Annotated in this window: 30 protein-coding genes; 29 read left to right on the plus strand and 1 reads right to left on the minus strand. The window is 59.8% G+C overall.

Translation table 11 applies throughout. The features are described 5' to 3' along the window. Positions 1-276: 276 nt before the first annotated feature. The 26 genes from rpmE (at position 277) to lipA (ending at position 21,979) form a co-directional block, all read left to right on the plus strand. Positions 277-672, plus strand: coding sequence for a 50S ribosomal protein L31 (rpmE, locus tag M1617_05235; GenBank protein MCL5887684.1), 396 nt, complete (start codon positions 277-279; stop codon positions 670-672). Positions 673-694: 22 nt separating this feature from the next. Then, the gene (gene thyX / locus M1617_05240; GenBank protein MCL5887685.1) at positions 695-1,378 is read left to right on the plus strand and encodes an FAD-dependent thymidylate synthase; all 684 of its coding nucleotides are present in this window, start codon (positions 695-697) and stop codon (positions 1,376-1,378) included. Further along, a complete protein-coding gene (locus M1617_05245; GenBank protein ID MCL5887686.1) occupies positions 1,371-2,318 on the plus strand; it encodes a DUF1385 domain-containing protein in 948 nt (315 codons plus the stop codon). The genes thyX and M1617_05245 overlap by 8 nt, the downstream gene beginning before the upstream one ends. Next, complete coding sequence (locus tag M1617_05250; GenBank protein ID MCL5887687.1) at positions 2,319-2,750, plus strand: hypothetical protein; 432 nt, start codon at positions 2,319-2,321, stop codon at positions 2,748-2,750. It abuts the gene before it with no gap. 97 nt (positions 2,751-2,847) lie between these two features. Further along, entirely contained in the window at positions 2,848-3,411 is a 564-nt protein-coding gene (locus M1617_05255) for a DUF1385 domain-containing protein (GenBank protein ID MCL5887688.1), read from the plus strand. Next, complete coding sequence (locus tag M1617_05260) at positions 3,412-3,843, plus strand: hypothetical protein (GenBank protein MCL5887689.1); 432 nt, start codon at positions 3,412-3,414, stop codon at positions 3,841-3,843. It abuts the gene before it with no gap. Between the two features lie 97 nt (positions 3,844-3,940). Next, on the plus strand, positions 3,941-5,008 hold the full coding sequence (prfA, locus tag M1617_05265; protein ID MCL5887690.1) for a peptide chain release factor 1: 1,068 nt from the start codon (positions 3,941-3,943) through the stop codon (positions 5,006-5,008). A 66-nt stretch (positions 5,009-5,074) separates the two neighbouring features. Beyond that, on the plus strand, positions 5,075-5,905 hold the full coding sequence (prmC, locus tag M1617_05270; protein MCL5887691.1) for a peptide chain release factor N(5)-glutamine methyltransferase: 831 nt from the start codon (positions 5,075-5,077) through the stop codon (positions 5,903-5,905). A gap of 40 nt (positions 5,906-5,945) precedes the next feature. Next, positions 5,946-6,590, plus strand: a complete 645-nt coding sequence (locus M1617_05275) for an L-threonylcarbamoyladenylate synthase (protein MCL5887692.1) — start codon at positions 5,946-5,948, stop codon at positions 6,588-6,590. Continuing rightward, positions 6,590-7,033: a ribose 5-phosphate isomerase B gene (rpiB, locus tag M1617_05280; protein MCL5887693.1), complete on the plus strand. Its 444-nt coding sequence runs from the start codon at positions 6,590-6,592 to the stop codon at positions 7,031-7,033. Before M1617_05275 ends, rpiB begins: the two co-directional genes overlap by 1 nt. Before the next feature lie 83 nt (positions 7,034-7,116). Then, positions 7,117-8,364 carry a serine hydroxymethyltransferase gene (locus M1617_05285; GenBank protein MCL5887694.1) on the plus strand — a complete coding sequence of 416 codons (1,248 nt, stop codon included), beginning with the start codon at positions 7,117-7,119 and terminating at the stop codon, positions 8,362-8,364. 63 nt (positions 8,365-8,427) lie between these two features. Continuing rightward, positions 8,428-8,856: a dCMP deaminase family protein gene (locus tag M1617_05290; protein MCL5887695.1), complete on the plus strand. Its 429-nt coding sequence runs from the start codon at positions 8,428-8,430 to the stop codon at positions 8,854-8,856. Positions 8,857-8,858: 2 nt separating this feature from the next. After that, entirely contained in the window at positions 8,859-9,962 is a 1,104-nt protein-coding gene (locus tag M1617_05295; protein MCL5887696.1) for an undecaprenyl/decaprenyl-phosphate alpha-N-acetylglucosaminyl 1-phosphate transferase, read from the plus strand. Positions 9,963-10,094: 132 nt separating this feature from the next. Further along, entirely contained in the window at positions 10,095-10,412 is a 318-nt protein-coding gene (locus M1617_05300) for a hypothetical protein (GenBank protein ID MCL5887697.1), read from the plus strand. A gap of 17 nt (positions 10,413-10,429) precedes the next feature. Continuing rightward, positions 10,430-11,236: a F0F1 ATP synthase subunit A gene (atpB, locus tag M1617_05305; protein ID MCL5887698.1), complete on the plus strand. Its 807-nt coding sequence runs from the start codon at positions 10,430-10,432 to the stop codon at positions 11,234-11,236. A 79-nt stretch (positions 11,237-11,315) separates the two neighbouring features. After that, positions 11,316-11,540: an ATP synthase F0 subunit C gene (gene atpE / locus M1617_05310; protein ID MCL5887699.1), complete on the plus strand. Its 225-nt coding sequence runs from the start codon at positions 11,316-11,318 to the stop codon at positions 11,538-11,540. A 36-nt stretch (positions 11,541-11,576) separates the two neighbouring features. Continuing rightward, entirely contained in the window at positions 11,577-12,131 is a 555-nt protein-coding gene (gene atpF / locus M1617_05315) for a F0F1 ATP synthase subunit B (protein ID MCL5887700.1), read from the plus strand. Then, entirely contained in the window at positions 12,121-12,678 is a 558-nt protein-coding gene (gene atpH / locus M1617_05320) for an ATP synthase F1 subunit delta (protein ID MCL5887701.1), read from the plus strand. Before atpF ends, atpH begins: the two co-directional genes overlap by 11 nt. Then, positions 12,679-14,241: a F0F1 ATP synthase subunit alpha gene (gene atpA / locus M1617_05325; protein ID MCL5887702.1), complete on the plus strand. Its 1,563-nt coding sequence runs from the start codon at positions 12,679-12,681 to the stop codon at positions 14,239-14,241. 7 nt (positions 14,242-14,248) lie between these two features. After that, a complete protein-coding gene (gene atpG / locus M1617_05330; protein ID MCL5887703.1) occupies positions 14,249-15,130 on the plus strand; it encodes an ATP synthase F1 subunit gamma in 882 nt (293 codons plus the stop codon). Positions 15,131-15,156: 26 nt separating this feature from the next. Then, positions 15,157-16,563: a F0F1 ATP synthase subunit beta gene (gene atpD, locus M1617_05335; protein MCL5887704.1), complete on the plus strand. Its 1,407-nt coding sequence runs from the start codon at positions 15,157-15,159 to the stop codon at positions 16,561-16,563. Between the two features lie 3 nt (positions 16,564-16,566). Next, entirely contained in the window at positions 16,567-16,998 is a 432-nt protein-coding gene (gene atpC, locus M1617_05340; protein ID MCL5887705.1) for an ATP synthase F1 subunit epsilon, read from the plus strand. Positions 16,999-17,181: 183 nt separating this feature from the next. Continuing rightward, entirely contained in the window at positions 17,182-18,648 is a 1,467-nt protein-coding gene (locus M1617_05345; protein ID MCL5887706.1) for a cobalamin-dependent protein, read from the plus strand. 29 nt (positions 18,649-18,677) lie between these two features. Continuing rightward, positions 18,678-20,039: a magnesium transporter gene (mgtE, locus tag M1617_05350; GenBank protein ID MCL5887707.1), complete on the plus strand. Its 1,362-nt coding sequence runs from the start codon at positions 18,678-18,680 to the stop codon at positions 20,037-20,039. A gap of 2 nt (positions 20,040-20,041) precedes the next feature. Next, positions 20,042-21,043: a tRNA dihydrouridine synthase DusB gene (dusB, locus tag M1617_05355; protein MCL5887708.1), complete on the plus strand. Its 1,002-nt coding sequence runs from the start codon at positions 20,042-20,044 to the stop codon at positions 21,041-21,043. 12 nt (positions 21,044-21,055) lie between these two features. Beyond that, complete coding sequence (gene lipA / locus M1617_05360) at positions 21,056-21,979, plus strand: lipoyl synthase (GenBank protein ID MCL5887709.1); 924 nt, start codon at positions 21,056-21,058, stop codon at positions 21,977-21,979. Here the strand turns inward: lipA and M1617_05365 are convergent. Then, positions 21,957-22,763, minus strand: coding sequence for a hypothetical protein (locus M1617_05365; protein MCL5887710.1), 807 nt, complete (start codon positions 22,761-22,763; stop codon positions 21,957-21,959). The genes lipA and M1617_05365 overlap by 23 nt on opposite strands. Positions 22,764-22,948: 185 nt before the next feature. Between M1617_05365 and ligA the strand changes: the two genes are divergently transcribed. The 3 genes from ligA to gatC are packed head-to-tail and all read left to right on the plus strand — an operon-like array spanning position 22,949 to position 26,192. Then, on the plus strand, positions 22,949-25,063 hold the full coding sequence (gene ligA / locus M1617_05370) for an NAD-dependent DNA ligase LigA (GenBank protein ID MCL5887711.1): 2,115 nt from the start codon (positions 22,949-22,951) through the stop codon (positions 25,061-25,063). Beyond that, positions 25,064-25,873, plus strand: coding sequence for a CPBP family intramembrane metalloprotease (locus M1617_05375; GenBank protein MCL5887712.1), 810 nt, complete (start codon positions 25,064-25,066; stop codon positions 25,871-25,873). A 13-nt stretch (positions 25,874-25,886) separates the two neighbouring features. After that, complete coding sequence (gatC, locus tag M1617_05380) at positions 25,887-26,192, plus strand: Asp-tRNA(Asn)/Glu-tRNA(Gln) amidotransferase subunit GatC (protein MCL5887713.1); 306 nt, start codon at positions 25,887-25,889, stop codon at positions 26,190-26,192. Positions 26,193-26,196: the final 4 nt, after the last annotated feature.

Below are 26,196 nucleotides of genomic sequence, written 5' to 3' on the forward strand. Positions count from 1 at the left end.
TCGAGCTGTGCACAAGTCACTTCTTCTGGAAGCTCGATCTCTAGCACACCGAGTTCGATACGGACTATCATAGACATGCGGACTCCTCTCTTCTCTCGGTTTGGTAACCTCACTGAAGGACGAGTCCACATCTTTGTCAACCAGCCCCCCAGTTTGTGATGCTTCCGCAACTCCCGAAGGCGGTCGACACGGCCGCCTTCGCATGTTATCCTGCTTCGGCTATCTGCGTCCGGTCGGAAACCGGATGCGTTTCGTTTTCGAAAGAGGTGAGCGTCAGTGCGTAAGGGAATCCACCCCGAATATTCGACCGCTGTGGTCCGGTGTTCATGCGGCTCGACTGTCGAGACCCGCTCCACGAAGCCCGAGCTCCACATCGAGCTTTGCTCTTCGTGCCACCCGTTCTACACGGGCAAGCAGAAGTTCGTAGACACCGGCGGACGTGTCCAGAGGTTCTCCAACAAGTTCGGCAACGCTGCCGCATCGGTGCTTGAGAAGGAGGCCGTCGAGCGCGAGGCGCGTCAGAAGGCCGCCGAAGAGGCTGCGATGAACGCCAAGAGCGTTCGCGAGGCCAAAGAGGCCAAGCGTGCTGCCAAGGCTGCCAAGTTCGAGACCGAAGCCGCAGTGGAGTCAGGCGAGGCTGCCGCTGGAGCCACAGGCGAGGACGCTGTCTGACATCGGAGGTTCATCGCTCCGCATGGATGTACGCCTGCTGTTCCACACCCAGAACCCCGAGCGCGCGGTAGCTGCTGCCGCGCGGCTGTGCTATGCGCCGGTGGGCGCCGCTGAGCTGCTCGAAGAGATGCCGGACCAAGCCGTCACGAAGGTCCTTCGGACGATCATGACGTCCGGGCACTTCTCGGCACTCGAACATGCGACGTACGCTTTTGCCATCGAAGGGGTCAGCAGGGCACTGACCCACCAACTCGTCCGGCATCGGCTGGCGAGCTACAACCAGCAGTCGCAGCGGTATGTCTCCTACGACTCGACCCCGGCGTTCATAGTCCCCCCGGCGGTCGAGAGCGATCCTGAGGTGCGCGAGAGGTTCCTCGGCGCTTGCGATGCTGCGTTTCGCGCGTATCGCGAGCTCATCGAGGCAGGGCTTTCCCCCGAGGACGCCCGCTACCTCCTCCCCAACGCCATGGAGACGAAGATCGTCGTGAGCATGAACATCCGCGAGCTACTGCACTTCTTCGAGCTTCGCTGCTGCAAGAGGGCGCAATGGGAGATCCGGGAGTTGGCATCGCGTATGCTTCAACTTGCCGAGGCGACCGCACCTTACATCTTCATGGATGCGGGCGCATCGTGCCGACGCGGTGCCTGCCGTGAGGGCAAGATGACTTGCGGGTCACCATACGAGAGAGCCCCCAGACGTGACTGAGGAATGCGCGATAGGGAAGGTCGCCCACACCCACATCGGTGGCCAGGCGGTCATCGAGGGCGTCATGATGCGCGGCAAGAAAAACTGGGCGGTGGCGGTTCGCGCGCCGGATGGATCGATCCACGTCGAGGACCACGACCTTAAGACCGCAGTTGACACACATCCTTGGCTCGGCCGACCGGTAATCAGAGGCATGTGGGGCTTTTGGGAGACCATGGCCCTAGCGATGAAGGCTTTCCACGTGTCGAGCACCTTGTTCGGCGACGATGAAGGGGAGAAGCTTGGCGCCAAGGAGATCATCTTTGCCATGGCGCTAGGGATCGGCCTGGCGGTATTGCTCTTCATAGTCCTTCCCGCCACGCTTACCAATTGGATGGTCGGATCGGTCACCGAAAGGTCGTTCACCTGGAACTTCGTCGACGGACTGATTCAGCTCGCGGCGTTCTTGCTCTATGTGATGGTCATCAGCCGGATGGAGGACATCCAGAGGCTCTTCGCCTATCACGGTGCTGAGCACAAGACCATACACGCTTACGAGCGCGGCCTTCCGCTGGACGCCGCCGTCATTCAATCGCACTCAACCAAGCACGTCCGCTGCGGCACTTCGTTCATGCTGATGGTCATGATCATCGCACTTCTCGTGTACTCGGTCCTGCCATACGCTACGATCATCCAGTTCCTCGGGGTCGAGGGACGCATACCGGAGCTCGCAGTAACCATCATCGTGCGCCTCATGTGCCTGCCACTGATCGCAGGTCTGGCGTACGAGATCATCAAATGGGCGGGCAATCACTCGGATCAGCCGATAGTCCGGACCCTCATGGCACCGGGGATGGCGCTTCAGAAGATGACGACCCGCGAGCCGGATGAGCAGATGATCGAGGTGGCCGTGGCTGCGATGCAGCGAGTCATCGACCGCGAAAAGGCCATGGCAACGTAGATGTCGATCGCGGATAGCCTCAAACCCAGAGCCAGCGCTAGCACCCAGCTGGTGCTGGCCGCGGCTGTATGGACACTGGCCGCCGTCATCCTTGGAGTCAGAGGCATCTCCTGGATACCCGCCGAGGCGATCTGGTTGATCGCGGCACCTGTGGCTGTGGGGCTCGGGTTGCTCAAAGCACACATCCTGCTGGATCCGTTGGCTCGTCGTGTCACCGAGCGGATCGTGGCTCGAGGCCGGGACAGATGCGCCGGAGGATTCTTCCCCTGGCAATCCTGGTTGATGATCGTCGTCATGATGTCGGCTGGACATGCGCTGAGGCTGACGGCCATTCCTCGGCCGATACTGGGCCTCGCATACGTGCTCATCGCGGCGGCGTTGTTGTGGGCGACACGCATCTACTGGAGCGGCGTCAAGGGTCTTTCCCAGTGAACTTGGCGGCACGGCCGCGCACTTTGGTAGAGTGTGGTAGGTTCACGTAGAAGTGTGTTTTGTCGGCGATCGAGGGACGAGAAGGTGCCCATCACCCATGCGCGAGAAACTTCAACTGATACTCGATGGCTATCAGGAGCTCACCGAACGGTTGGGCGACCCAGCGGTCATAGCCGACCAGAAGGAATACACCCGCCTCGCTAAGGAGCATCGGTCGAGACAGCCATTGGCAACCAAGGCGCAGGAGTACCTCGATGCGGTAGACCGCCTCGAGCAGGCCAAGCACATTCAATCGCACTCAACCAAGCACGTCCGCTGCGGCACTTCGTTCATGCTGATGGTCATGATCATCGCACTTCTCGTGTACTCGGTCCTGCCATACGCTACGATCATCCAGTTCCTCGGGGTCGAGGGACGCATACCGGAGCTCGCAGTAACCATCATCGTGCGCCTCATGTGCCTGCCACTGATCGCAGGTCTGGCGTACGAGATCATCAAATGGGCGGGCAATCACTCGGATCAGCCGATAGTCCGGACCCTCATGGCACCGGGGATGGCGCTTCAGAAGATGACGACCCGCGAGCCGGATGAGCAGATGATCGAGGTGGCCGTGGCTGCGATGCAGCGAGTCATCGACCGCGAAAAGGCCATGGCAACGTAGATGTCGATCGCGGATAGCCTCAAACCCAGAGCCAGCGCTAGCACCCAGCTGGTGCTGGCCGCGGCTGTATGGACACTGGCCGCCGTCATCCTTGGAGTCAGAGGCATCTCCTGGATACCCGCCGAGGCGATCTGGTTGATCGCGGCACCTGTGGCTGTGGGGCTCGGGTTGCTCAAAGCACACATCCTGCTGGATCCGTTGGCTCGTCGTGTCACCGAGCGGATCGTGGCTCGAGGCCGGGACAGATGCGCCGGAGGATTCTTCCCCTGGCAATCCTGGTTGATGATCGTCGTCATGATGTCGGCTGGACATGCGCTGAGGCTGACGGCCATTCCTCGGCCGATACTGGGCCTCGCATACGTGCTCATCGCGGCGGCGTTGTTGTGGGCGACACGCATCTACTGGAGCGGCGTCAAGGGTCTTTCCCAGTGAACTTGGCGGCACGGCCGCGCACTTTGGTAGAGTGTGGTAGGTTCACGTAGAAGTGTGTTTTGTCGGCGATCGAGGGACGAGAAGGTGCCCATCACCCATGCGCGAGAAACTTCAACTGATACTCGATGGCTATCAGGAGCTCACCGAACGGTTGGGCGACCCAGCGGTCATAGCCGACCAGAAGGAATACACCCGCCTCGCTAAGGAGCATCGGTCGAGACAGCCATTGGCAACCAAGGCGCAGGAGTACCTCGATGCGGTAGACCGCCTCGAGCAGGCCAAGCACGTCCTTTCCGACGCCAGCGACCCAGAACTCAAGGAGATGGCCGCCGAGGAGATTGCCGATATCGAGCAGGGGATCCCGGCGCTTGAAGAGGACATCAAGGTGATGCTGTTGCCCGGCGACCCCAACGACGAGAAGGACATCATCGTCGAGATCCGGGCTGGTGCCGGTGGCGATGAGGCTGCCATCTTCGCTGGCGACCTCTACCGCATGTACACTCGGTATGCCGAGAGCCAGAAGTGGTCGGTGGACGAGATCGATGTGAGCGACAGCGAAACCGGCGGGTTCAAGGACGTATCCTTCAGGATTCGCGGGGACAAGGTGTACTCGAAGATGAAGTTCGAATCCGGCGTGCACCGCGTCCAGCGGGTGCCGGCGACCGAGTCCCAGGGGCGCATCCATACATCGACCGCGACAGTCGCCGTGCTGCCCGAAGCCGAAGACGTCGAGATCGAAATCAACGCGAACGACCTTCGCATCGATGTCTTCAGGAGCAGCGGGCCGGGAGGGCAATCCGTGAACACGACGGATTCTGCAGTGCGAATCACACATCTGCCCACGGGGTTGGTGGTCCAGTCGCAGAACCAGAAGTCGCAGCTTCAGAACCGCGAGGCGGCACTCAGGGTCCTCCGCGCGCGCCTGCACCAGGCAGAGATCGAGCGTCAGCAGGCTGAACTCGGTTCACAGCGCAGAAGCCAGATCGGCTCCGGTGATAGGTCGGAGAAGATCCGCACCTACAACTACCCTCAGGACCGCGTGACCGATCATCGAATCGGCATGACCGTCCACAACATCCCAGGAATCATGGCGGGAGACATCGCCAACCTCATCGACAACCTCGCTGCAGCGGATCGGGCTCAGCGACTCTCCGCCGCCGAGTGAGGCCGGGACCCTAAAGCGGTGTCGAGCGAACAGCGACAGTGGACCGTTGGCGAGGCGCTTCGGCGGATGACCGACTTCCTCGGCGACAAGGGCGACGAACATCCCAGGCGAAGCGCCGAGTGGATACTCTCGGCGGCTACGGGACTGACTCGCACCGAGACATACGCTTACCACGACCGACCCCTCACACCTGCCGAGAGAACCGAGGTGCGCGAGGCCCTCAAGGGTCGCGCCAACGGGCTACCGCTCCAATATCTGAGCGGCGAGATGGCTTTTCGGCGCATCGTACTCAAGGTCGAGCGGGGGGTGTTCATACCGCGCCCGGAGACCGAGATCCTCGTCGAGGAGGGCTTGGAGTTCCTGGCCAAGGCGGGGGTCGAGCACCCAGTGGTGGTGGATCTGTGCACCGGCTCAGGCTGCATCGCGTGCTCGGTCGCGCGCGAGCACCGCGACGCTAAGGTGTGGGCGGTAGATGTCTCGCCGGACGCCGTGAGGGTCGCTACGGCGAACGCCGAGCGGCTGGGCGTGGGCGATCGAGTCACCGTGCTTCTCGGCGATCTGACCGGGCCACTACCGCTCGAGCTCAAGGGGCACGTCGACCTCATCCTCGCCAACCCTCCATATGTCCCGACCGCCGACATGGCGTCGTTGCCGCGAGAAGTCCTCGACTTCGAGCCGGTGTTGGCCCTCGACGGTGGCGAGGATGGCCTCGCGGTGGCCGAGCGGATCGTCTCGGAAGCGGTGCAATGGTTGCGCCCCGGTGGGCTGCTAGCGATGGAACTTGACGAGAATAAAGTACAAGATGCCGTCCGCACTATGGATATTTTGCTCAATGGGAGTAGAATCAGAAGTGACCTCACCGGTAGGGATCGGTTCGCTTTAGGCGTCCGCAGGTGAGGCCGGGTTGTCATACTGGCGATGAACGGAGGCGATCGTCATGAGCAAGGTGTATCGCATAGACCAGGAGGACCCCTCCGCGGAAGTCATCAATCTCGCCGCCACAGTTCTAAGGGACGGCGGGATTGTTGTTTTTCCGACGGAGACCGTCTACGGCATAGGCGCTTCGGCGCACTCATGCTTCGGTCCGCATGAGATCTTCGACATCAAGGTCCGACCGCTCGACAAGTTCCTACCATGGCTGGTCGAAGATGACGACGCCCTGCTCGACACGTATGGCGTCGACGTTCCCGAGTACGCGCACAATCTCGCAAAGGTGCTGTGGCCGGGCGCCCTCACTCTTGTCGTGAAGGCTTCCGAGAGGGTCGGCAAGGACTTTCGGGCTGCCGACGGCACCGTCGCACTCAGGAGCCCTGATCACATGATCGTCCGAGCGCTCATCCACGCTTCGGGCGGGCCGCTGATCGCAACTAGCGCCAACACGAGCGGCACTGCGGCACCCCACGACTTCACATCGATTGAGGAGCGAATCATCGCGGCGGCTGACGTAGCGCTTGACGGTGGCGAGACCAGACACCAGCAGCCATCGACGACCGTCGACTGCACCGGTCCTTCGCCAGTGATTCTTCGCCAAGGCGCCATTGAGGCCGACGTCATCATGTCGGTAGCCGCCGGGGGCGCATGATGCGGGTGGCCATCGGTAGCGATCACGCCGGTTTCGATCAGAAGGCGAGCCTTCGACGCCACCTCGAGCAGCTCGGACACGAGGTGACCGATGTCGGTCCGGACTCTGATGAGCTCTCCGTGGACTACCCCGACTTCGCCGAGCAGGTCGGCGGCTTGGTAGCCGCAGGCGAGGTCGATCGCGGGGTTCTGGTGTGCGGCACCGGGATCGGGATGGCGATGGCTGCCAACAAGATCGACGGAGTGCGGGCCGCTAACGTCTTGGATGTCGACTTCGCCAGGTTGTCGCGGGAGCACAACGATGCGAATGTCGTCGCGGTCTCGGGCAGATTCGTCTCCGCCGAGAAGAATGCGCAGATCGTCGATGCCTTCCTAGAGGCAGAGTTCCTCGGCGATCGTCATACCCGGCGAGTGGAGAAGATCAAAGCCCTCGAGAGCGAGTAGCGAGAATGGCGCTGGGTATGGCAGGACCGCATGGTTTGGAGTAGCATGGCCACTTCACACAACGCAGATTGGAGCTTGCGCGCATGACATTGAGGTACATCCCCAGGCAGGACCCCGAGCTGGCCGCAGCCATCGACGCTGAGCTTTCCCGGCAGCGTGGGACCATCGAGCTCATCGCCAGCGAGAACTTCGTGTCCATGGCCGTGCTCGAGGCCGCCGGAACGGTGCTGACCAACAAGTACGCCGAAGGGCTGCCCGGCAGACGCTACTATGGCGGCTGCGAAGAAGTCGACATCGTCGAGACCCTCGCACGTGACCGGGCCACTACTCTGTTCGGCGCCGATCATGCGAATGTTCAGCCGCACGCCGGCGCGCAGGCGAATCTCGCGGCGTTTTACGCGTTCCTCAATCCTGGCGACACGGTTCTAGGGATGAACCTGGCGATGGGTGGACATCTGACCCACGGATCGCCGGTGAACTTCTCGGGCAAGTGGTTCAAGGTCATCCCGTACGGCCTTGATCCCGAGACCGAGACCATCGACTACGACGCGGTCGAGCGCCTCGCCATGGAGCACCGCCCGAAGATGGTCATCGCCGGGGCGAGTGCATATTCGCGGACGATCGATTTCGAGCGGTTTGGCGCGATTGCCCGCCGAGCAGGCGCAATCTTCATGGTCGACATGGCGCATATCGCCGGATTGGTCGCCACAGGAGCGCACCCATCCCCAATCCCACACGCCGACGTCGTCACATCCACATCCCACAAGACGCTGCGCGGTCCTCGCTCCGGCTTCATCCTGTGCAAGGAGGAGCATGCTACGGCGGTCGACAAGGCGGTCTTCCCCGGCTTGCAGGGTGGCCCACTGGAGCACATCATCGCTGCAAAGGCTGTCGCCTTCAGAGAGGCCATGCAACCGGAGTTCTCGGCGTACATAGACCAGGTCGTCGTCAACGCCAAGGCACTAGGTGAGGGCATGGCCGAGGGCGGGCTGCGCCTAGTGAGCGGCGGCACCGACAACCATCTGGTGCTTGTGGATCTGAGGCCCGCCTCGATTACCGGCAAGGACGCCGAGGCCCTGCTCGAAGAGGTCGGCTTCACTGTGAACAAGAACTCGATCCCCAACGATCCGGAAAGCCCCTTCGTCACCAGCGGTATCCGTGTCGGATCGCCCGCAATGACCACTCGCGGCTTCAGTGAACACGATTCCCGCACGGTCGGCTCCTTGATCGCCCGGGCGATCTTCGAGCGCCAGGATTCGAGCGCGCTCGATGGGATCAAGGCACAAGTCGCCGAGATGCTTTCGGCGCACCCGCTCTACCCGGAGCTCTGAGGCCACCGTGTCGCGCGAGCGAGGCTGAGTAGGGTGTCGCGACCCGGCTGGGATGAGTATTTCATGGGCATCGCCCTCCAGGTGAGCGAACGTTCGACGTGCGTCAGGCGCCGGACCGGAGCGGTTATCGTCAAGGACAAGCGTATCCTGGCGACCGGCTACAACGGTGCCCCGACGGGACTTGCTCACTGCGAGGAGACCAGCTGCATTCGGGATACCAAGTCGATCCCCAGTGGGGCCAACCACGAACTCTGCCGAGGCATACACGCCGAACAGAACGCAGTCGTACAAGCCGCAAGATTCGGGAATGCCATCGAGGGCGCCATCATCTACACCACGCACCAGCCCTGCGTGCTATGCGCTAAAATACTCATCAACGCTGGTATAGGCAGCATCATTTTTGCCGAAGCGTACCCTGATGAACTGTCCGGCCAGATCCTAGCTGAGGCCCGGATTGAGGTACGCGCTATTTCGGGCTCAGAGACGGACTAAGTGTGAACATCGGAAACTACTTTGCGATTCTCGTGGTTGCCGCTGGCATAACGCTGGCCATCACGCCGATCGTCAGAAGCCTGTCCCTCAAATACGGGCTTGTCGATGTACCTTGCGGTCGCAAGGTACACAGCAAAGCGATGTCCCGTCTGGGAGGTATCGGGATTTTCGCGGGCTTCGCAGGAGCGGTCGCCCTTCAGTTCGTCGGAGAAACTCTGGGCTGGTGGGGGCCGATGTTGGCAGGCGAAGGGATGCAGCTTGCCGGATTGCTCGGAGGGCTTGCCCTGATCTTCGTCATCGGCGTGATCGACGATGTCTACAATCTCTCACCGGCCTACAAGCTGCTGGGACAGATCTTGGCGGCTGTGATAGTGATCGCTTCAGGGATCAGGATCGATTTCGTTGGCAATCCCGCTGGTGGGGGGCTCATTGCACTCGGGCTTCTTGGGATACCGATCACCCTTGTCTACATCGTCGGCTTCACGAACGTGATCAACCTCATCGACGGACTCGATGGCCTGGCTGCGGGTGTCTCGGCGATAGCGGCACTCAGCTTCCTTGTGATCGCTATCCAGACGAACCAGTTCGCGGCCGCGGTTCTAGCCGCCGCATTGATCGGCTCGTGCTTGGGTTTCCTGCGCTACAACTCCAATCCGGCTAGCATCTTCATGGGGGACTCCGGGGCACTGTTCTTAGGATTTGCCCTAGCGGGAATCTCGATACTGGGAGTGATGAAATCCGTGGCGGCGATCGCACTGGCTGTGCCGTTGCTGATCATAGGAGTCCCGGTGTTCGATACGTTCACCGCGATTATTCGCCGCCTGAGGCACCAGCGCCCCATCCAGGAAGCCGACAAGGGACACATCCACCACCGGCTGCTGGGCCGAGGGTTCGACCAGCGACAAACGGTCATGATCATCTACGTCTGGTCGATTGCTCTGGCCATCGGCGGATATGCCATGTTGTATGCTCCGACCCTGATAAAGCTCGTGACCTTCGCGATATTGGCGGGATTGTCTGGCTTGATGGCCTACTGGTTGGGCTTGTTTGAAGCCGCCCATCACCACCTCGAGGAGCATAAGCGAGACGAATCTGCATGTGAGTGACGTGCATTCGCTGCCTTTTCTGCTGTTTCTGGCCGTAGCCCTGATATTTACCTTGTAGGAGCATCTCACTTAATGTACGATTAGCCCGTTTTTACGGAATGGGGTTCCCGAGAAGGATGTTTTCCGCTGATCTTGCTGACCGCCATAGAAACGTTCTTGGGTCACCCTGTGGTGGCAACTATCCTCGGCCTCTTATCTGGGGCTTTGCTCCTGCTTCTCTCAAGGCACAGCGTCAAGTACCTGACACCGGAGTCCTCGGCGGCAGGCTTTGCGATTGTGGCGGGTTCACTGTTGTTGAGACTGGCCCTTGCGGCTAGTGCGTTGTTGGCTTACAGGTTCTTGCTGCCCGAGAGCTTCCTGTGGTTTGCAGGGGGACTGGCAGCAGGCTTCGTGGTGATGTATACGTTGGAACTGCTCAAGTATGCACGAGTGAGGACTAGGGCCCGCTAATAGGAGGAAGGGATCAAGTGGAAGGTCTATCCGAAAAGCTTGCATCGCTGCTACACAAGTACTCGGTACTGCCGTTTCAAGACAAGTATGGGACAGTGTCGCCGCTGGATGCATTCGTATTCACGAATTACATCTTCTTCTTGGCTATCGCGTTCACCGCGACGTTGGTCTTCTTCATCGTTGCTGCGAACAAGACGGCTCTGGTCCCGAAGGGCATAGGGAATCTGGCCGAGACCGGCGTCGAGTTCATCAGAAATCTCTGCGTCGATTCGATGGGCAAGGAGGGAGCCAAGTTCGTGCCTTTCATTGGCACGCTCTTCTTCTTTTTGCTCTTCGCCAACTTGCTTGGTCTGGTGCCGGGCACACTTCCGGCGACAGGAACCATTGGCGTTACTGCGGCATGGGCCATCATGGTCTTCCTGCTCTACAATTACATCGGGATCAAGAAGCATGGTTTCATCGGATACTTCAAGTCATTCGTGCCATCCGGGGTTCGCGAAATGGGACCGCTCGGCAAGTGGGGGATGGGTTCTTTCATCTTCATCCTCGAGGTGCTGGGCCACTTCCTGAGACCACTCACGTTAGCAATGCGTCTTTTCGCCAATACTTTTGCTGGCGGAATGATCCTGGGAATATTCGCTATTTTCGTCGTCCTTGGTGTTAGGGAGATTTCGGCGATAGGCATTGTCAGCTCTGGGCTGAGCTTTGTCATGCTCGTAATCATGTACGCCTTCAAGCTCTTCGTCGGCGTGATACAGGCGTACATCTTCACCCTGCTCACCACAGCGTACATCGGAGGCGCACTCCACGCTGACGAGCACTAGAGTGGATTCAACCGGCGTTGAGCCGGTTTATCAGACCGTAAGTCACTGGACATCTGTCAGGTAGAAGGAGGAATTACTCGTGGAAGGTTCCATCAACGTTCTTGGTGCTGGGTTGGCCTATGGCTTCGCTGCTTTTGGTGCAGCCATCGGTATCGGTATGGTCGGTGGGCGGACAGTAGAGGCTATGGCCCGTCAGCCTGAGATGGCCGGCAAGATCCAAACCACCTTCTTCATCGCAGCGGCATTCGCCGAGGCACTCGGCTTGCTCGGGTTCGTTCTGGCCCTGATCCTCATGGCCGCCTAGTCACCGCTATACGGAAAAGTTGGAGGTACTAGAGTAATGCTGTTCGAGGAATTCGCATACGCCGCAGAGGCTGCATCAGACCAGGGTGCTTCGATTTCTATCATCCCTAGTCTTGCGGAGATCTGGCCCTCGCTGTTTGCTTTTGCGGTACTGTTCCTTTTGCTGAAGAAATTCGCTTTCGGCCCGATTCTCAACATGCTGCAGAAGCGCTCCGACACTATTCGCGAGTCGCTTGAGAAGGCAGAAGAGACCAAGCTGGAAGCCGAGAGGCTGCTCGAGGACTACAAGGCCCAGCTTGCAGAGGCCCGCGCCGAGGCGGCAGGGCTAGCCGAGCAGAGTCGCAAGATCGCAGAGTCGATGAAGGACGAGATCGTGGCACAAGCCAACGAAGAGGCCGCACTGATCATCGCCAGGGCTCGCGAGGCTGTTGAGGCTGAGAAGAAGTTGGCTATGGCCGAGCTCCAGGGCTCAGTCGCCGCTCTCTCCGTATCGGTCGCTGGCAAGTTGATCGGCGAGAAACTGAGTGAGGCCGATCATGCGAAGCTGATCGAGAAGTACCTGTCGGAGGTGGGTAGCTTCAATGACAACTAACGGTGCCCCAAGGGCATATGCCAGGGTGCTGTTCGATCTGGCGACCACCGCCGGTGCGGTCGATGAAGCGGATCAGGGCTTCAAGGCGATCACCGAAGCGCTTCGCAGTAGTGTAGACCTGCGAGAGGCTCTTTCGGATGCATCCATACCGAGCGACAAGAAGCTCTCCATTATGGCTGAGTTGTTCTCGGGCGCCCACTCCCCGGAGGCCGTGGCAGTCGCATCTGTGGTGGTTCATCGTGAAGGCATCGCAGCCATGAATGAAGTGCACATGGAATTCGTAGAACTCTGTGAGGCTGAGCGTGGAATCGTTGTCACCGAGGTCACAACAGCAGTTCCCCTGTCAGACGCACTCAGAAAGACTTTGATCGACAAGCTGACGTCTTTGATCGGAAAGCCCGTGGCGCTGCGCGAGTCTGTGGATGAGTCCATTCTCGGCGGCATCCGCATCAATGTTGCGGGAAGGGTTCTTGATGGAACCCTGCTTTCCCAGCTTGATGCGATGCGGACCACCCTTTCCCGTGCACCGCAAGGAGGTGAGGAGTAAGTGGCTGATATCAGCTCAAGTGCGATTTCTGAAGTCCTTAAGCGACAGCTGGAGTCGTTCAAGCCAGAGATCGATGTTCGCGAAGTAGGCACTGTCACCCAGGTTGGGGACGGAATCGCTAGAGTCGACGGATTGAAGGGCGCTATGGCCGGAGAGCTTCTGGAGTTCTCTGGATCTGGCGACACCATCATGGGAATGGCGCTGAACCTTGACGAGAACGAGGTTGGTGCCGTCTTGATGGGCGACATCACCGCCATCAAACAGAACGACCCGGTAAGAACCACTGGGCGGGTCGTAGAGATTCCGTCGGGTAGGGCGATGTTGGGAAGAATCGTCAATCCCCTCGGAATGCCGGTGGATGGCAAAGGGCCCATCGCTGCCGAAGGATATCGACCGGTCGAATTCCGTGCTCCTGGTGTTGTCGAGCGCAAGCCAGTCCACGAGCCCATGCAGACCGGCATCATGGCTATCGACGCGATGATCCCTGTCGGCAGGGGACAAAGAGAGCTGATCATTGGTGACCGCCAGACAGGAAAGACCGCGGTAGCCGTTGACACCATCATCAATCAGAAGGGCAAGGATGTAATCTGCATCTATGTTGCCATAGGGCAGAAGGCATCAACCGTCGCTGGAGTGGTGGAAACACTGGCCGCCCATGGCGCGATGGAGTACACCGTGGTCGTCTCGGCGAACGCCTCCGATCCTGCTCCTTTGCAGTTCATGGCTCCGATGTCCGGATGCGCCATAGGCGAGCACTTCATGTACACGGGAGAAGATGGAAAGCCTGCGAGCAAGGATAATCCCGGACGACATGTGCTGTGCATTTACGACGACCTCTCTAAGCAGGCCGTCGCCTATCGTCAGATGTCGCTCACGCTTCGTCGTCCGCCAGGCCGTGAAGCCTATCCCGGTGACATCTTCTACCTGCACAGCCGCTTGTTGGAGCGGGCGGTCAAGCTCAGCGACGACAATGGTGCTGGTTCTTTGACGGCCCTGCCGGTCATCGAGACCCAGGCCGGCGACGTGTCTGCGTACATCCCCACCAACGTGATCTCCATTACCGACGGCCAGATATTCCTGCAGTCCGACCTGTTCTTCCAGGGAATCCGTCCGGCAATCAACGTCGGAATCTCGGTATCCAGGGTCGGAGGAAATGCCCAGATCAAGGCGATGAAGCAGGTTGCGGGCTCGCTGCGACTGGACCTCGCTTCTTACAGGGAGCTCGCCGCATTTGCCCAGTTCGGCTCAGATCTGGACAAGTCGACTCAAGCCACCCTGGCCCGCGGTGCGAGATTGGTGGAGCTTCTCAAGCAGGGTCAGTATGTGCCGTATCCCATCGATAAGCAGGTCATCGCGATTTTCGCCGGAACCAAGGGCTACCTTGATGATGTACCGGTTGAGCGGGTCCTGAGCTTCAGGGACGGCCTACTCGACTATGTCGCGAACGCCCACCCCGGTATCAGTGCAGCCATCCTGAGCGAGGGCTCCCTTTCCGAGGAAACCATCGGTAGCCTCGGCAAGGCAGTCGAAGACTTCAAGGCGCAGTTCATGGCTGGGAGCTAGGGAAGAGATGCCGAACCTTCGCGATATCAAGAAGCGGATAGGTAGCGTCCAGTCGACGCGCCAGATCACGCGGACGATGGAGATGGTTGCTACCGCCAAGATCAAGAAGGCGCAGGAGCGGATTGAAGCCGCTCGTCCTTATGCGCTCTCGATGATGGAGGCGCTGGGCAATGTTGCGCGCTATGCGCCGCAGGCAGAGCATCCGTTGTTGGTGGAGCGCGAGGAGGCCAAACGGGTAGTGGTGATTGCAATCACTTCTGACCGCGGCCTAGCCGGTGCCTTCAACAGCAACATCTTGAGGATGACCGAGAGGTTCATTCAGCAGCATCGTTCGGCCGAAGTGGAGGTGGACGTTGTTGCTGTCGGGAAGAAGGCGGCAGCCTACCTGCGCTATCGCGGAATCCAGCCGATCGCCTCGTACAAGGACATCTCCGACAAGCCGACATTCATGAACGCTAAGTCGATTGCATCCCACATAGTTCCTGGGTACACGGACGCTCAGATCGATGAGGTCGTGATCATCTTCAACAGGTTCAAGAACGTCGCAGAGCAGGTTCCGGAGGAGCATCGACTGCTTCCGATTAAAGCCACCCTACTCGAAGAGGTTGCTGCTAGCACGGAAGTCAGGGCCGAATACATATTCGAGCCGAATGCAAAAGCCGTACTTGAGAACCTACTTCCCACGTATATTGAGACGCTCATCTATCGAGCGCTCATGGAGTCGGCTGCCTCCGAGCACGGAGCACGTCGCAAAGCTATGAAATCGGCCACTGATAACGCCAGCGACATGATCGGCACCCTCACACGTTCCTACAACAGGGCGCGGCAGGCTGCCATCACAACAGAGATTGCAGAAATCGTAGGCGGCGCAGCGGCCCTGGAGGATTAGTTGTCAACGAAAGAAGAGGACACGCCATGAATGTTGGACGCATCGTTCGCGTGGTCGGCCCGGTGTTGGACGTAGAGTTCCCCGCCGAATCGATTCCCGCAATCTACAATGCGCTTAAGGTCGACGCAGTCACACCGATCGGTGCCGTAAGTATAGTCGCCGAGGTTCAGCAGCATCTCCCTGGCAATCAGGTGAGGGCGGTCTCGATGTCTTCAACAGACGGACTGCAGCGTGGAACGGAGGCGGTCGACACCGGTGCACCAATCAAGATGCCCGTTGGGCCATCCACCTTGGGGCGCATCTGGAATGTCGTCGGCGAGCCCATCGATGGCGGACCGATGCCTGAGGTCGAGGATTACTACCCGATTCATCGACCTGCGCCTTCTTTCGATGAACTCGAACCCAAGACCGAGATCTTCGAGACAGGAATCAAGGTCGTCGACTTGCTGGAGCCGTACATCAAGGGGGGTAAGACTGGTCTCTTTGGTGGAGCTGGAGTGGGCAAGACAGTCATCATCATGGAGCTGATCAACAACCTTGCTCAGGCCCATGGTGGTACATCGGTTTTCACAGGAGTCGGAGAGCGCACTCGCGAAGGAACCGACCTGTGGCTTGAGATGAGTGAGTCCGGCGTCATCGAGAAGACAGCGCTTATCTACGGCCAGATGAACGAGCCCCCCGGAGCGCGCCTCCGAGTCGGACTTGCTGGCCTCACCTCGGCAGAGTACTTCAGGGACCAGGGCCAGGACGTATTGTTGTTCATCGACAACATCTTCCGCTTCACCCAGGCTGGCTCTGAGGTATCAGCGCTTCTCGGACGTATGCCTTCTGCGGTTGGTTACCAGCCCACTCTCGCTACCGAGATGGGCGATCTCCAGGAGCGCATCACATCGACCAAGACAGGCTCGATCACTTCGGTGCAGGCCATCTATGTGCCAGCCGACGACCTAACAGACCCAGCACCGGCAACCGCGTTCACCCACTTGGATGCCACGACGGTTCTCTCGCGCTCCATCGCAGAGCTCGGGATCTACCCGGCCGTCGATCCACTGGCAAGCACCTCGCGTGCCTTGACCCCAGACGTTGTCGGCGCCGAGCACTATCGCGTAGCCCGCGAGGTCCAGAGGATCCTGCAGCGCTACAAGGACTTGCAGGACATCATCGCTATCCTCGGCATGGACGAGCTTTCGGAGGAAGACAAGCTCACCGTCGCGAGGGCACGCAAGATCCAGCAGTTCCTGTCGCAGCCATTCTTCGTTGCCGAGCAGTTCACCGGCATGGCAGGCAAGTACGTGAAGCTCGAGGATACCATCCGTGGGTTCGACATGATCGCCAAGGGCGAGTGCGATGATATTCCCGAGCAGGCTTTCCGCTACGTTGGTGGAATCGAGGAGGTCTTCGAGGCCGCCGAGAAACTGAAGGCCGGGGTATAGGGCGTGGGAGCCACATCGGAGCGGACACTTCTTTGCGAGATCGTGACGCCCGAACGTGTCATATACGCGGGCGAGGTCGCCATGATCATCGTACCTACGGTCGATGGAGAGATTGGCATCCTGCCTCTTCATGCTCCACTTGTAGCCACCCTCAAGTCTGGTGAGATCAGAGTCAGATACTCCGACAACGAAGTCGAGTGGTTCGCTGTCTCTGGCGGGTATATTCAGGTGTGTGACGACAAGGTCATCATCTTGGCAGACCAGGCGGTCATGTCCTCGACCATTGATGTCGAGAGGGCACGTAAGGCGCTTGAGTTGACACAAGGCTTGATGTCCGAGTTGTCAGAGGATGACTCTCTGGGCTTCGATTCATGCCAAGCGGATTTGAGATGGTGCGAATTGCAGCTAGAAGTCGCTGGCAAGAAGAGGTCTTGATAGGCCCATTGGTTAACATGGTTGAACGGCGGCCGAGAGGCCGCCGTTTTTTGCGCCACTTTCGACTATAATCTTACCGAAACCAAAATTGACGAAGGTCATCGCATCGTCTTGCCGATGAATACTACTGGATTGGATAGTCGTGACTGTGCTGTTGTTGTGTTCTCAGAAGGCGGATTCCTGATGGCAAAGGTACTCTTTGTGGCCCCTCCGTACAAGTGTTGGGGAGTCCAGGTGATTGGAACTTGGCCTCCGCTTCAGCTTGCCTATGCTGCCGGCGCTGTAATCGATGCAGGTCACGAAGCCCAACTATTCGACGCTATGAACAACGGCTGCGGGTATGAGGACATTCGCAGACAGATCCAGGACTATGCACCCGACGCAGTGATGAGTTTGGACTATCTGCCGGTCTCGGGTGCGATAAGCACCGCAACGGTGCCCGCTGCCCTCGAAGTACTCAGGATCGCCAAAGAAGTGGACCCGTCCATAGCCACCATCATCGGCGGGCCACATCCAACGTTCATGTATGACGAGATTCTTTCCAGGCACCCAGCTGTCGACTTCGTCATCCGAGGTGAGATCGAGGAGACGGTTGCCGAGCTTATCAGTGCGATCCCGGACGGTGATCCCACGACGATTGCAGGAATCGCCTATCGGGTGGATAGCAAAACGGCCGTCACTTCGATCCGACCCCATATCGCCGATCTTGATTCACTGTCGCCCGCCTGGCATCTGCTCGAATGGAAGAATTACAGCTACAACGTGTATCCATGGGGGCGGATGGCTTCGATGCTGACGACCCGCGGATGCATGATGGCATGCTCGTTCTGCTCTCATAAGATGTTCTGGCGAGATGACTGGAGAGCCAGGGACCCTGAGAAGGTCGTCGATGAGATCAGGCTTCTTGTAGATGAGTACCAGGTCGAGTTCATCACATTGATCGACCCTTACCCGACATATGATCGCGAGCGATGGGAAAGGCAACTCGACCTCATCATCGAGGCCGATATCGATGTCCACTTGCTCATGGAGACCCGCGTCGAGGACATCATCCGTGATGAGGACATCCTGCACAAGTACAAGGCCGCGAAGATCATCCATATGTATCTGGGCGCTGAATCCAGCTCGGATGAGATGCTGGCCAGCCTGAACAAGGGCACCAATGTCGAGATGAACAAGAAGGCTATCGACCTCCTCCGCGAGCATGACATCATGACGGAGACCTCATTCATGATCGGTTTTGCCACCGAGACATGGGAGAGCATCGAAAGCACAATCAACGAGGCAATCCGACTCAATCCCGACATTGCGGTCTTTCCGATAATCACCCCCATGCCCTTTACTCAGCTGTATGAGGATTCCAAAGACAGGATTCGCGTTGACGATTGGGCCAAGTACAACCTGATCACCCCGATCATTGAGCCTCACGATATGTCTCTTGATGACGTATACCGCGCTCTAGCCAAATGCTATATGACCTTCTATGCTCAGAAGATGAAGGAAATCTTCGCGCTAGAGGATGGCTTCAAGAGGCGCTACATGATCAGCGCATTCGAGCAGATGATGAAAGACTATGGCGAGCACTTCGATTTTCTCGGCGAGATCCCGCAAGGGATGCCGGGAATGGGTGGACTCCAGGGTCGACCCTAGGGGTTGCCAGTGATTGAAACGGGTGAAATGTGCGGAAGTATACACCAAACGCGACCGATATAAGAGATGGTATCCGGAGTCTGGTCCAGTCCCAGGACTGGCTCGCTGTACGCAGGCTTCTATCCGAAACCTCCGTTCCCGAGATCGCTGATATGCTGCTCGGAATCGAGATGCCACAGCGTCTGCTGGTATTCCGACTACTTTCTCGCGACATCTCGCACGAGGTCTTCTCTTACCTAGACGGCCCCGATCAAGACGTCATCCTCGGGGGGTTGACCGATAGGGAGACTAGAAGCCTGCTTGCTTCGATGGCTCCTGACGACAGGACCGAGCTATTCGAGGAGCTCCCGGGCGAGATCACGCAGAAGCTCCTCAATCTCCTGGCCGCCGATGATTTGGCTGAGGTCCGACAGCTCCTCGGCTATCCTGAGGAAAGCGTCGGACGCCTCGCGACCACGGATTATCTGGCCATACGACCCGGATGGACGGTAGCCCAGGCGCTTGATCACATTAGGCGTCGAGGGCGCGACTCCGAGACCTTGGACGTCTTGTATGTCTGCGATCGCGACTGGCACCTGAAGGGCGTCGCTGAGCTTCGGGCTATCATACTCGCCGAACCAGACATGCTGGTGAGTGACATCATGCAGCCCGTCCACGCCCAGGTCTCCGCGTTCGATGACCAGGAAGAGGCGGTCAAGGAGATGCAGCGCCATGACGCAGTGGCCCTGCCGGTCGTCGATTCCGCAGGTGTGCTCATCGGAATTGTCACAGCAGACGACGTCTTCGATGTTTTGGAAGAAGAGGTCACCGAAGACGTCCATCTGACCGCTTCGGTCGCACCATTGCGCCAGAGCTACCGCAGACTGAGCAGCTTCGAGCTGTATAAGAAGCGCATTGGCTGGCTGGCCTTCCTGTTGTTCGTCAACTTGTTCTCATCCACCGTGGTCGCCTCCTACGAAGAGATGCTGACCGAGGTCATCGCGTTGGCCTTCTTCATCCCATTGTTGATCGCATCGGGCGGGAACACCGGCTCGCAGTCCGCCATGCTCATGGTCCGCGCGCTCGTTACGAATGATGTCACGGTGGGGCAATGGTTCTCAACGTTCGTCAAGGAGATCGGCATCGGTCTCATGCTGGGGGGAACCCTGGCGGTTGGTGCTTACTTTCTCGGGCTGTATCACGGCGAAGGAGCGACCATCGGCCTTGTTGTTGCACTCTCGATGGCCGCTATCGTGCTCGTGGCCAATCTGATGGGAATGTCGCTGCCGTTCATATTCACCAGACTCAGGATGGACCCGGCGATGGCCTCAAGCCCGATGATCACCTCGTTCGTGGATGTCACGGGACTCCTCATCTACTTCTTCATAGCGTCGCGACTCCTCGACCTATAAGCATGACAGCGAAGGCGGCAGACACCTTCCTCGCAGAGAAGGCGGTGGTCCTAGGGCCCATGGCCGGGATTACCGAGGCCCCCTTCCGCGGCATCTGCAAGAGCATGGGGGCGTCATTGACCTTCACCGAGATGATCAGCGCCAAAGGACTCCACTACAACCCGGATTCGCGTGCGGCATCAGCGCTACTGACCCTAGACCCCGCCGAAGTGCCTTGTGCGGTGCAGCTCTTCGGAGGCGACCCAGCGCTGATGGCCGAGCAGGCGGCCCGCCTCGCCGAGAAACTCGGTGACGCTGTGTGTCTCTTGGACATCAACATGGGGTGTCCAGTGCCGAAGGTCGTTGGTAAGGGCGAGGGATGCGCCCTGATGCTGGAGCCCGAACAGGCAGCCAGGATCACCTCGGCGGTGGCACAGGCAAGTAGTCTCCCGGTATCGGTGAAGTTCCGGGCAGGCTGGGATTCTGAGTCGATATCTGCGGTCGATTTCGCGCTAGAGATGCAGGCTGCTGGTGCTTCGATGGTCACGGTGCACGGCCGGACGCGCCAACAGCACTACCGGGGCAAAGCTGATTGGCGCGTGATCGCAGCGGTCAAGGCAGCTGTGAACATTCCGGTCGTCGGTAGCGGCGATGTCTTCTCGGCTGATGACGCGGCAGCGATGTTCGAGCAGACTGGCGTCGACGGGGTGATGATCGCGCGAGGGGCGCTCGGCAATCCCTGGATATTCCGAGAGGCGCGCGGTCTGATCGACCGCGGCGAGCGATTCGAGCCTCCAACGGGGACCCAGCGCATTGAGGTCGCACGAGCCCACGCTCGGGCGCTGGTGGAGTTTGGCGGGGAGAGGGCGGTCGCGCGGATGCGCAAGCATGTCGCCTGGTACATCCAGGGGCTTCCCGAGGCCAGGCGGATCCGGGGACTCGTCAACGGGATGGCCGACTATGCGTCGTTGGATGCCCTGCTGGCAGAGTACCAGGAATTCCTCCGCTCTTCTTCGGCGTGCTAGAATCCCTGCGTGATGCAAGGAGCTGACGACACCTCTCGCCCTGGCGAATCTGCGCCGATTCGGCGTCTGCCGAAGTGGCTGCAGCGGCCTGTTGGCGAGCCGGGTCAGGCTACAGCGGTCGAGAAGACGCTCTTGGGTCTTGACCTGAGCACGGTTTGCCACTCGGCCAAGTGCCCCAACCGCGCGGAGTGCTTTTCGAGCGGCACCGCGACCTTTCTTGTGGGCGGCGCCACCTGCGCCAGGAGCTGCAGTTTCTGTGCGGTCGACACCGCAGCCGCCCTGCCGCTCGATGTCAGCGAGCCTCAACGGATCGCCAAGGCTTGCGTAGCGCTGGGCCTCACTTACGTGGTGCTCACGATGGTGTCGAGAGACGACCTGCCGGATGGAGCTGCGGCGCACATGGCCGCGGTTGTCTCGGCGGTACGCAAAGCGCTCCCGGAGGCCGGGGTCGAGGTTCTGACCAGCGACTTCGCAGGCAGTACGGCTTCGGTCGATGTAGTGATTGCTGCCGGTCCTGTGGCCTTCGCTCACAATCTCGAGACTGTGAGGCGACTTTATCCGTCCGTCAGGCCGCAGGCCGACTACGAGCGATCACTCGGTATCCTGGAGCACGTAGTCGCTGTCGCTGGCGACTCAACAGCCGTCAAATCCGGGTTCATGGTGGGGCTTGGGGAGACCGATGCCGAGATCGAAGGTGCGATGCGTGACCTACGCCAGACGAGGGCTACCATCCTGACCGTCGGCCAGTACCTGCAACCTACTCCCAAGCATGCGCCCATTCACAGGTTCTTGGAGCCTTCGGAATTCGAGAATATAAAAGAACGGGCGCTCGCTCTCGGATTCGAGAAGGTTGCGAGCGCTCCGTTCGTTCGTTCGAGCTATAGGGCGGACCGGATGGTCGAACAGGTTGCGTCTACTCTTCGGTGTACTCCCTAGCGAGGTCTCGCTTCCTTTTCGCGGTGACCGCCAGAAGAACTCCCGCTACTGCAACGACGAAGATCACCACGAAGATCGGGAACAGATAGGCAGCTCCGTCGCCCTGTCCTGCTGGGACACCTGGAGCTGCACCAGTGCCCGCAGCATAGACGATCCTGAACGCCATATCTTGTCCGGCTGGAACGTCAGTCGACTCCTGGAAGAAGATCGAACGGGTGGCGTCGATGACTTCGGGCTGCGTTCCTGGAGGGCCAGTGGTCAACGTTGAGCCTGACGGAACGACGACACCTAGCCGAAGGGTGGGAATCAGGCTTGGCGTCCGCCAAGTGACCCCAGCTCCGATTGAGGTAGGCGATGAAACGATGGCGCCGGGACCCTCGAACTCGACCTGTAGTACGCGTGCTCTGGTCAGGGTTGTGGTAATCAGGTCGAACTCGCCGTCAACAGTGGTTCGCTCCACGTTCACTCGCGGGTTCTCGGCAACAGGCCCTCCGAGGACTTCGCCCATCCAGAGCATCTCTACACCGGAAGGAACCATCAGCTGGACCCTGGCGGGCAACGTGGCCACCTCGGACAGAGATGCCGAGATCATGGTCAGGCCTCCCTGGAAGCCTGCAACGGTCATATCGGTACGGACGTTTACTTCACTCCAAGGCGCGATGTTGCTTGCTGCTGCTGCTGGTCTGGCGGTGATTGCTAGGATGGCGGAGGCTGTGAGCAGAAACGCCATTGCCCAAAGTAGGGTCCTGGATGCGGTTGGGCGACGCAATACGCTAAGATTCATCGATACTCCTGTTCGCAAGTGGTGGCTGCTCGGCTAGGCGGAGCAAAATAATCGCTGAAGCTCGTATTCGTAGTGTGCATTATAGCGCATACACGACATATATTGCACCAGAAGTTGCCTCGCAGTTCGCTCCTTAGGGGCTAGAATGTTGATGTTCATATCCCTGCGTTGGATTCGGGAGAGTTATGTCCCTGTCAGTCGATTCGAAAGTCGCACTCCGCATCGAAACCTTGCGGCGCGAGATCCGGCATCACGATCACCGGTATCACGTGCTCGATTCTCCTGAGATCACCGATGCCGCATATGACGATTTGGTCCGTGAGCTTCGTCTCCTTGAGGAGGCCCACCCCGACCTCGCGACCGATGACTCGCCCACGCAGCGGATAGGGGCGCCACCGAGTCAACTGTTCGCTCCAATCGAGCATTCTCGGCGAATGTACTCCCTGGACAACGCCATGGACCTAGACGAGCTCGGTCGCTGGCTGGATCGACTTCGGGAGTCCGTGGGTTCGACTGAGTGCGCGCTGGTCTGTGAGCTCAAGATCGACGGCTCATCGCTTGCGCTCACGTACTCGGACGGCGTCCTCTTGCGCGCCTCCACGAGGGGCGACGGACGCCTGGGCGAAGACGTGACCGCCAACGTCAGGACGATCAAGGACGTACCGCTGAGGTTGCTTGGCGATGCCGCCGACGCCTCGGTCGAAGTCAGAGGCGAGGTCTACCTGCCGAAGGGCGTGTTTGCGGCCCTGAATGAGCGGCAGCTGGAGGTCGGAGCACCTCAGTTCGCGAATCCGCGCAACGCTGCGGCTGGATCGCTTCGGCAGAAAGACCCTTCGGTAGCAGCGGGTCGTGGGCTGGCGACGTTCGCCTACGCGATTGCTGACCCACAGGCGCTGGGGTTGACGCGGCAAAGCGAGGTCATCGAGTGGTTGCGACAGGCGGGCTTCCGGGTGAATCCGGACGTCAAGGTTTGCGCCGGTGAAACCGAGGTCTTCGAGTACTGCCGTCAGGCACTTGAGCGCCGAGACGACCTCGGCTACGAGATCGACGGTGTCGTGATAAAGGTCGACAGCCTGGAAATCCAGGAGGAGCTCGGCTACACAAGCAAGGCTCCGCGGTGGGCGATCGCATACAAGTTTCCCCCACAGGAGCGCACCACCATCCTTAGGGACATCCGCGTCCAGATCGGCAGGACGGGTGCGTTGACCCCCCTGGCCGAGTTCGATCCTGTCACCGTGGCCGGTTCCACGATAGCCCGAGCGACCCTGCACAACATCGATGAGATCCGCCGAAAGGATGTCCGGATCGGAGACACGATCATCGTGAGGAAGGCCGGTGATGTAATCCCCGAGGTGGTAGGTCCGGTCTTAGGGATGCGACCAGCGGATGCCGAAGTCTGGGAGATGCCAGATGCTTGTCCGGGCTGCGGCGGAGGCGTTTGGAGACCCGAAGGCGAGGTCGTCAGCCGCTGCGTGAACGTCGCTTGTCCGGCGCAGAGGGTTGAGCGCCTCATACATTGGAGCTCACGGTCGGCGATGGACCTCGAGGGCATGGGAAGCGAGGTCATCACCCGGCTGGTCGAAGCTGGCTGGGTGGCTGATGTCAGCGATTTCTACCGCGTCACCGCAGATCAGCTGGCGACTCTGGATATGGGCCGCCTGAAGCAGGACGGCACTCCTGTGGTTCTCGGCGGAGTGGTCGCCGCAAAGCTGGTCGACGCGATCGCAACTTCTCGCGACAGATCGCTCGCCCGTGTTCTTGCGGGTCTGGGCATCCGCCACGTGGGCGTGAACGTTGCAGAAGCGCTGGCCCAGGCCGCCGGGACCATCGACTTCTTCGTCGAGTACGCAGCCTCCTCGGCTGTAGGGCCTGGCCCTGTCGCGGAGGTGGAGGGCATCGGTCCGGTGATCGCCGCGAGCGTGCGAGCGTTCTTCGGCAATCCGGAGAACATCGCGCTTATCGAGCGACTGCGCGCCGCAGGCGTCACGATGGTCGCCGAGTCGCAAGTCGTATCGGGGCCGACGCCGTTCGCTGGCTTGAGCGTGGTCCTCACCGGCACGCTCCGCACCATGACTCGAGAGCAGGCTTCCGAGCGCCTCAAGGCGCTGGGGGCCAAAGTCGTAGGCTCTGTCAGCGCTAAGACATCGTACGTGATCGCAGGCGCCGAGGCCGGCAGCAAGCTTGCCAAAGCCGAGACACTCGGGATTCCCGTGCTCGGCGAAGACGAACTCGCCGAGATGCTCGCATCGGGTCGCCTGCCGGAGCTAGGCGGCGGGTCAGGATCGGGCGAGGGCGGCTAGTTGGAATCCAGGCCCAGTCGAGCGGATCGAAAGAAGGCGGAGGCGGCTCAGAGCCGCGCTGCGGTTTCCACCTACGCTTTCAGGAGAGACCGACAACCGCGTGAGCCCGATGCAGGTTGGTCGATCAGGGATGCAATCATAGTCATTGTGTCCCTCGTCGCGCTCATGATCGCCAAGCAACTTTTCTTGGGGTGGGCTTGGGTCGCCACACTGGGCCCCATCGAGATTGTGGCAGCTCGTATCTCGGCGCTTTCCCTGCATTACGGGCTGATTCTGGGCATCCTCGCGGTGCTCGCACGCAGACAGGGTGGCCTGTTGGGTGCGTTCTCCCTGAAACCCGCTTCGTTGTCGGCGAGGTCGGTAGTCGGCTCCCTGGTGCTGGTTGTAGCGTTGCTGCTGGCGACCCGCGCTGCTGGTTGGGTCTACCAGGTGGTGGCCAGAGTGCTTGGGTGGGAGATGCCGCCCATCGAGGACACCTCGCTCATCGAACTGTTCGGCCCAGGCATGGTGGGCTGGGTCTTCATCGTGCTTCTGGTGGTGATTATGGCGCCCCTCGTTGAGGAGCTGGTGTTTCGGAAGGTGCTTCTCGATGGCCTCGGCACACGACTGACCCCGCTCCTGGCGCTGGTCGGGCAAGCGGCGATCTTCGCACTCTTCCATCCATCCCCTTGGATGTGGGGTCCGATGCTGGCTTTGGGCCTCGCTTGCGGCTGGCTGGCGCAACATCGGGCGACACTTTGGCCGGCCATATCGCTGCACATGGCATATAATGCTGTCCTTGTGGCAGCCGTTTACTATATGAACAGCTAGAGAGGACCTACCGATGGCTATCTCGGAAGAGCAGGTGCGACACGTCGCTATGCTGGCTCGCCTTTCGTTGACCGAAGAGGAGGTCGTGTCTTTCGGCCGCGACCTCAACTCGATACTCGTGCACATCGACACCCTCCAGCGACTCGATCTCGAAGGAGTCGAGCCGACGGCTCACCCACTCGACGCAGTGAACGTCACTCGACCAGATGTCGTGCGCCCCGGACTCTCGCGCGAAGACGCGCTTCGCAACGCCCCCGATTCCGATGGCCGGGCATTTGCGATCCCGAGGATCATGGGCATCGAAGGCGGTGACGAATGAGCGC

The sequence above is a fragment of the Actinomycetota bacterium genome (assembly GCA_023488435.1).
GTDB lineage: Bacteria > Actinomycetota > Coriobacteriia > Anaerosomatales > UBA912 > UBA912.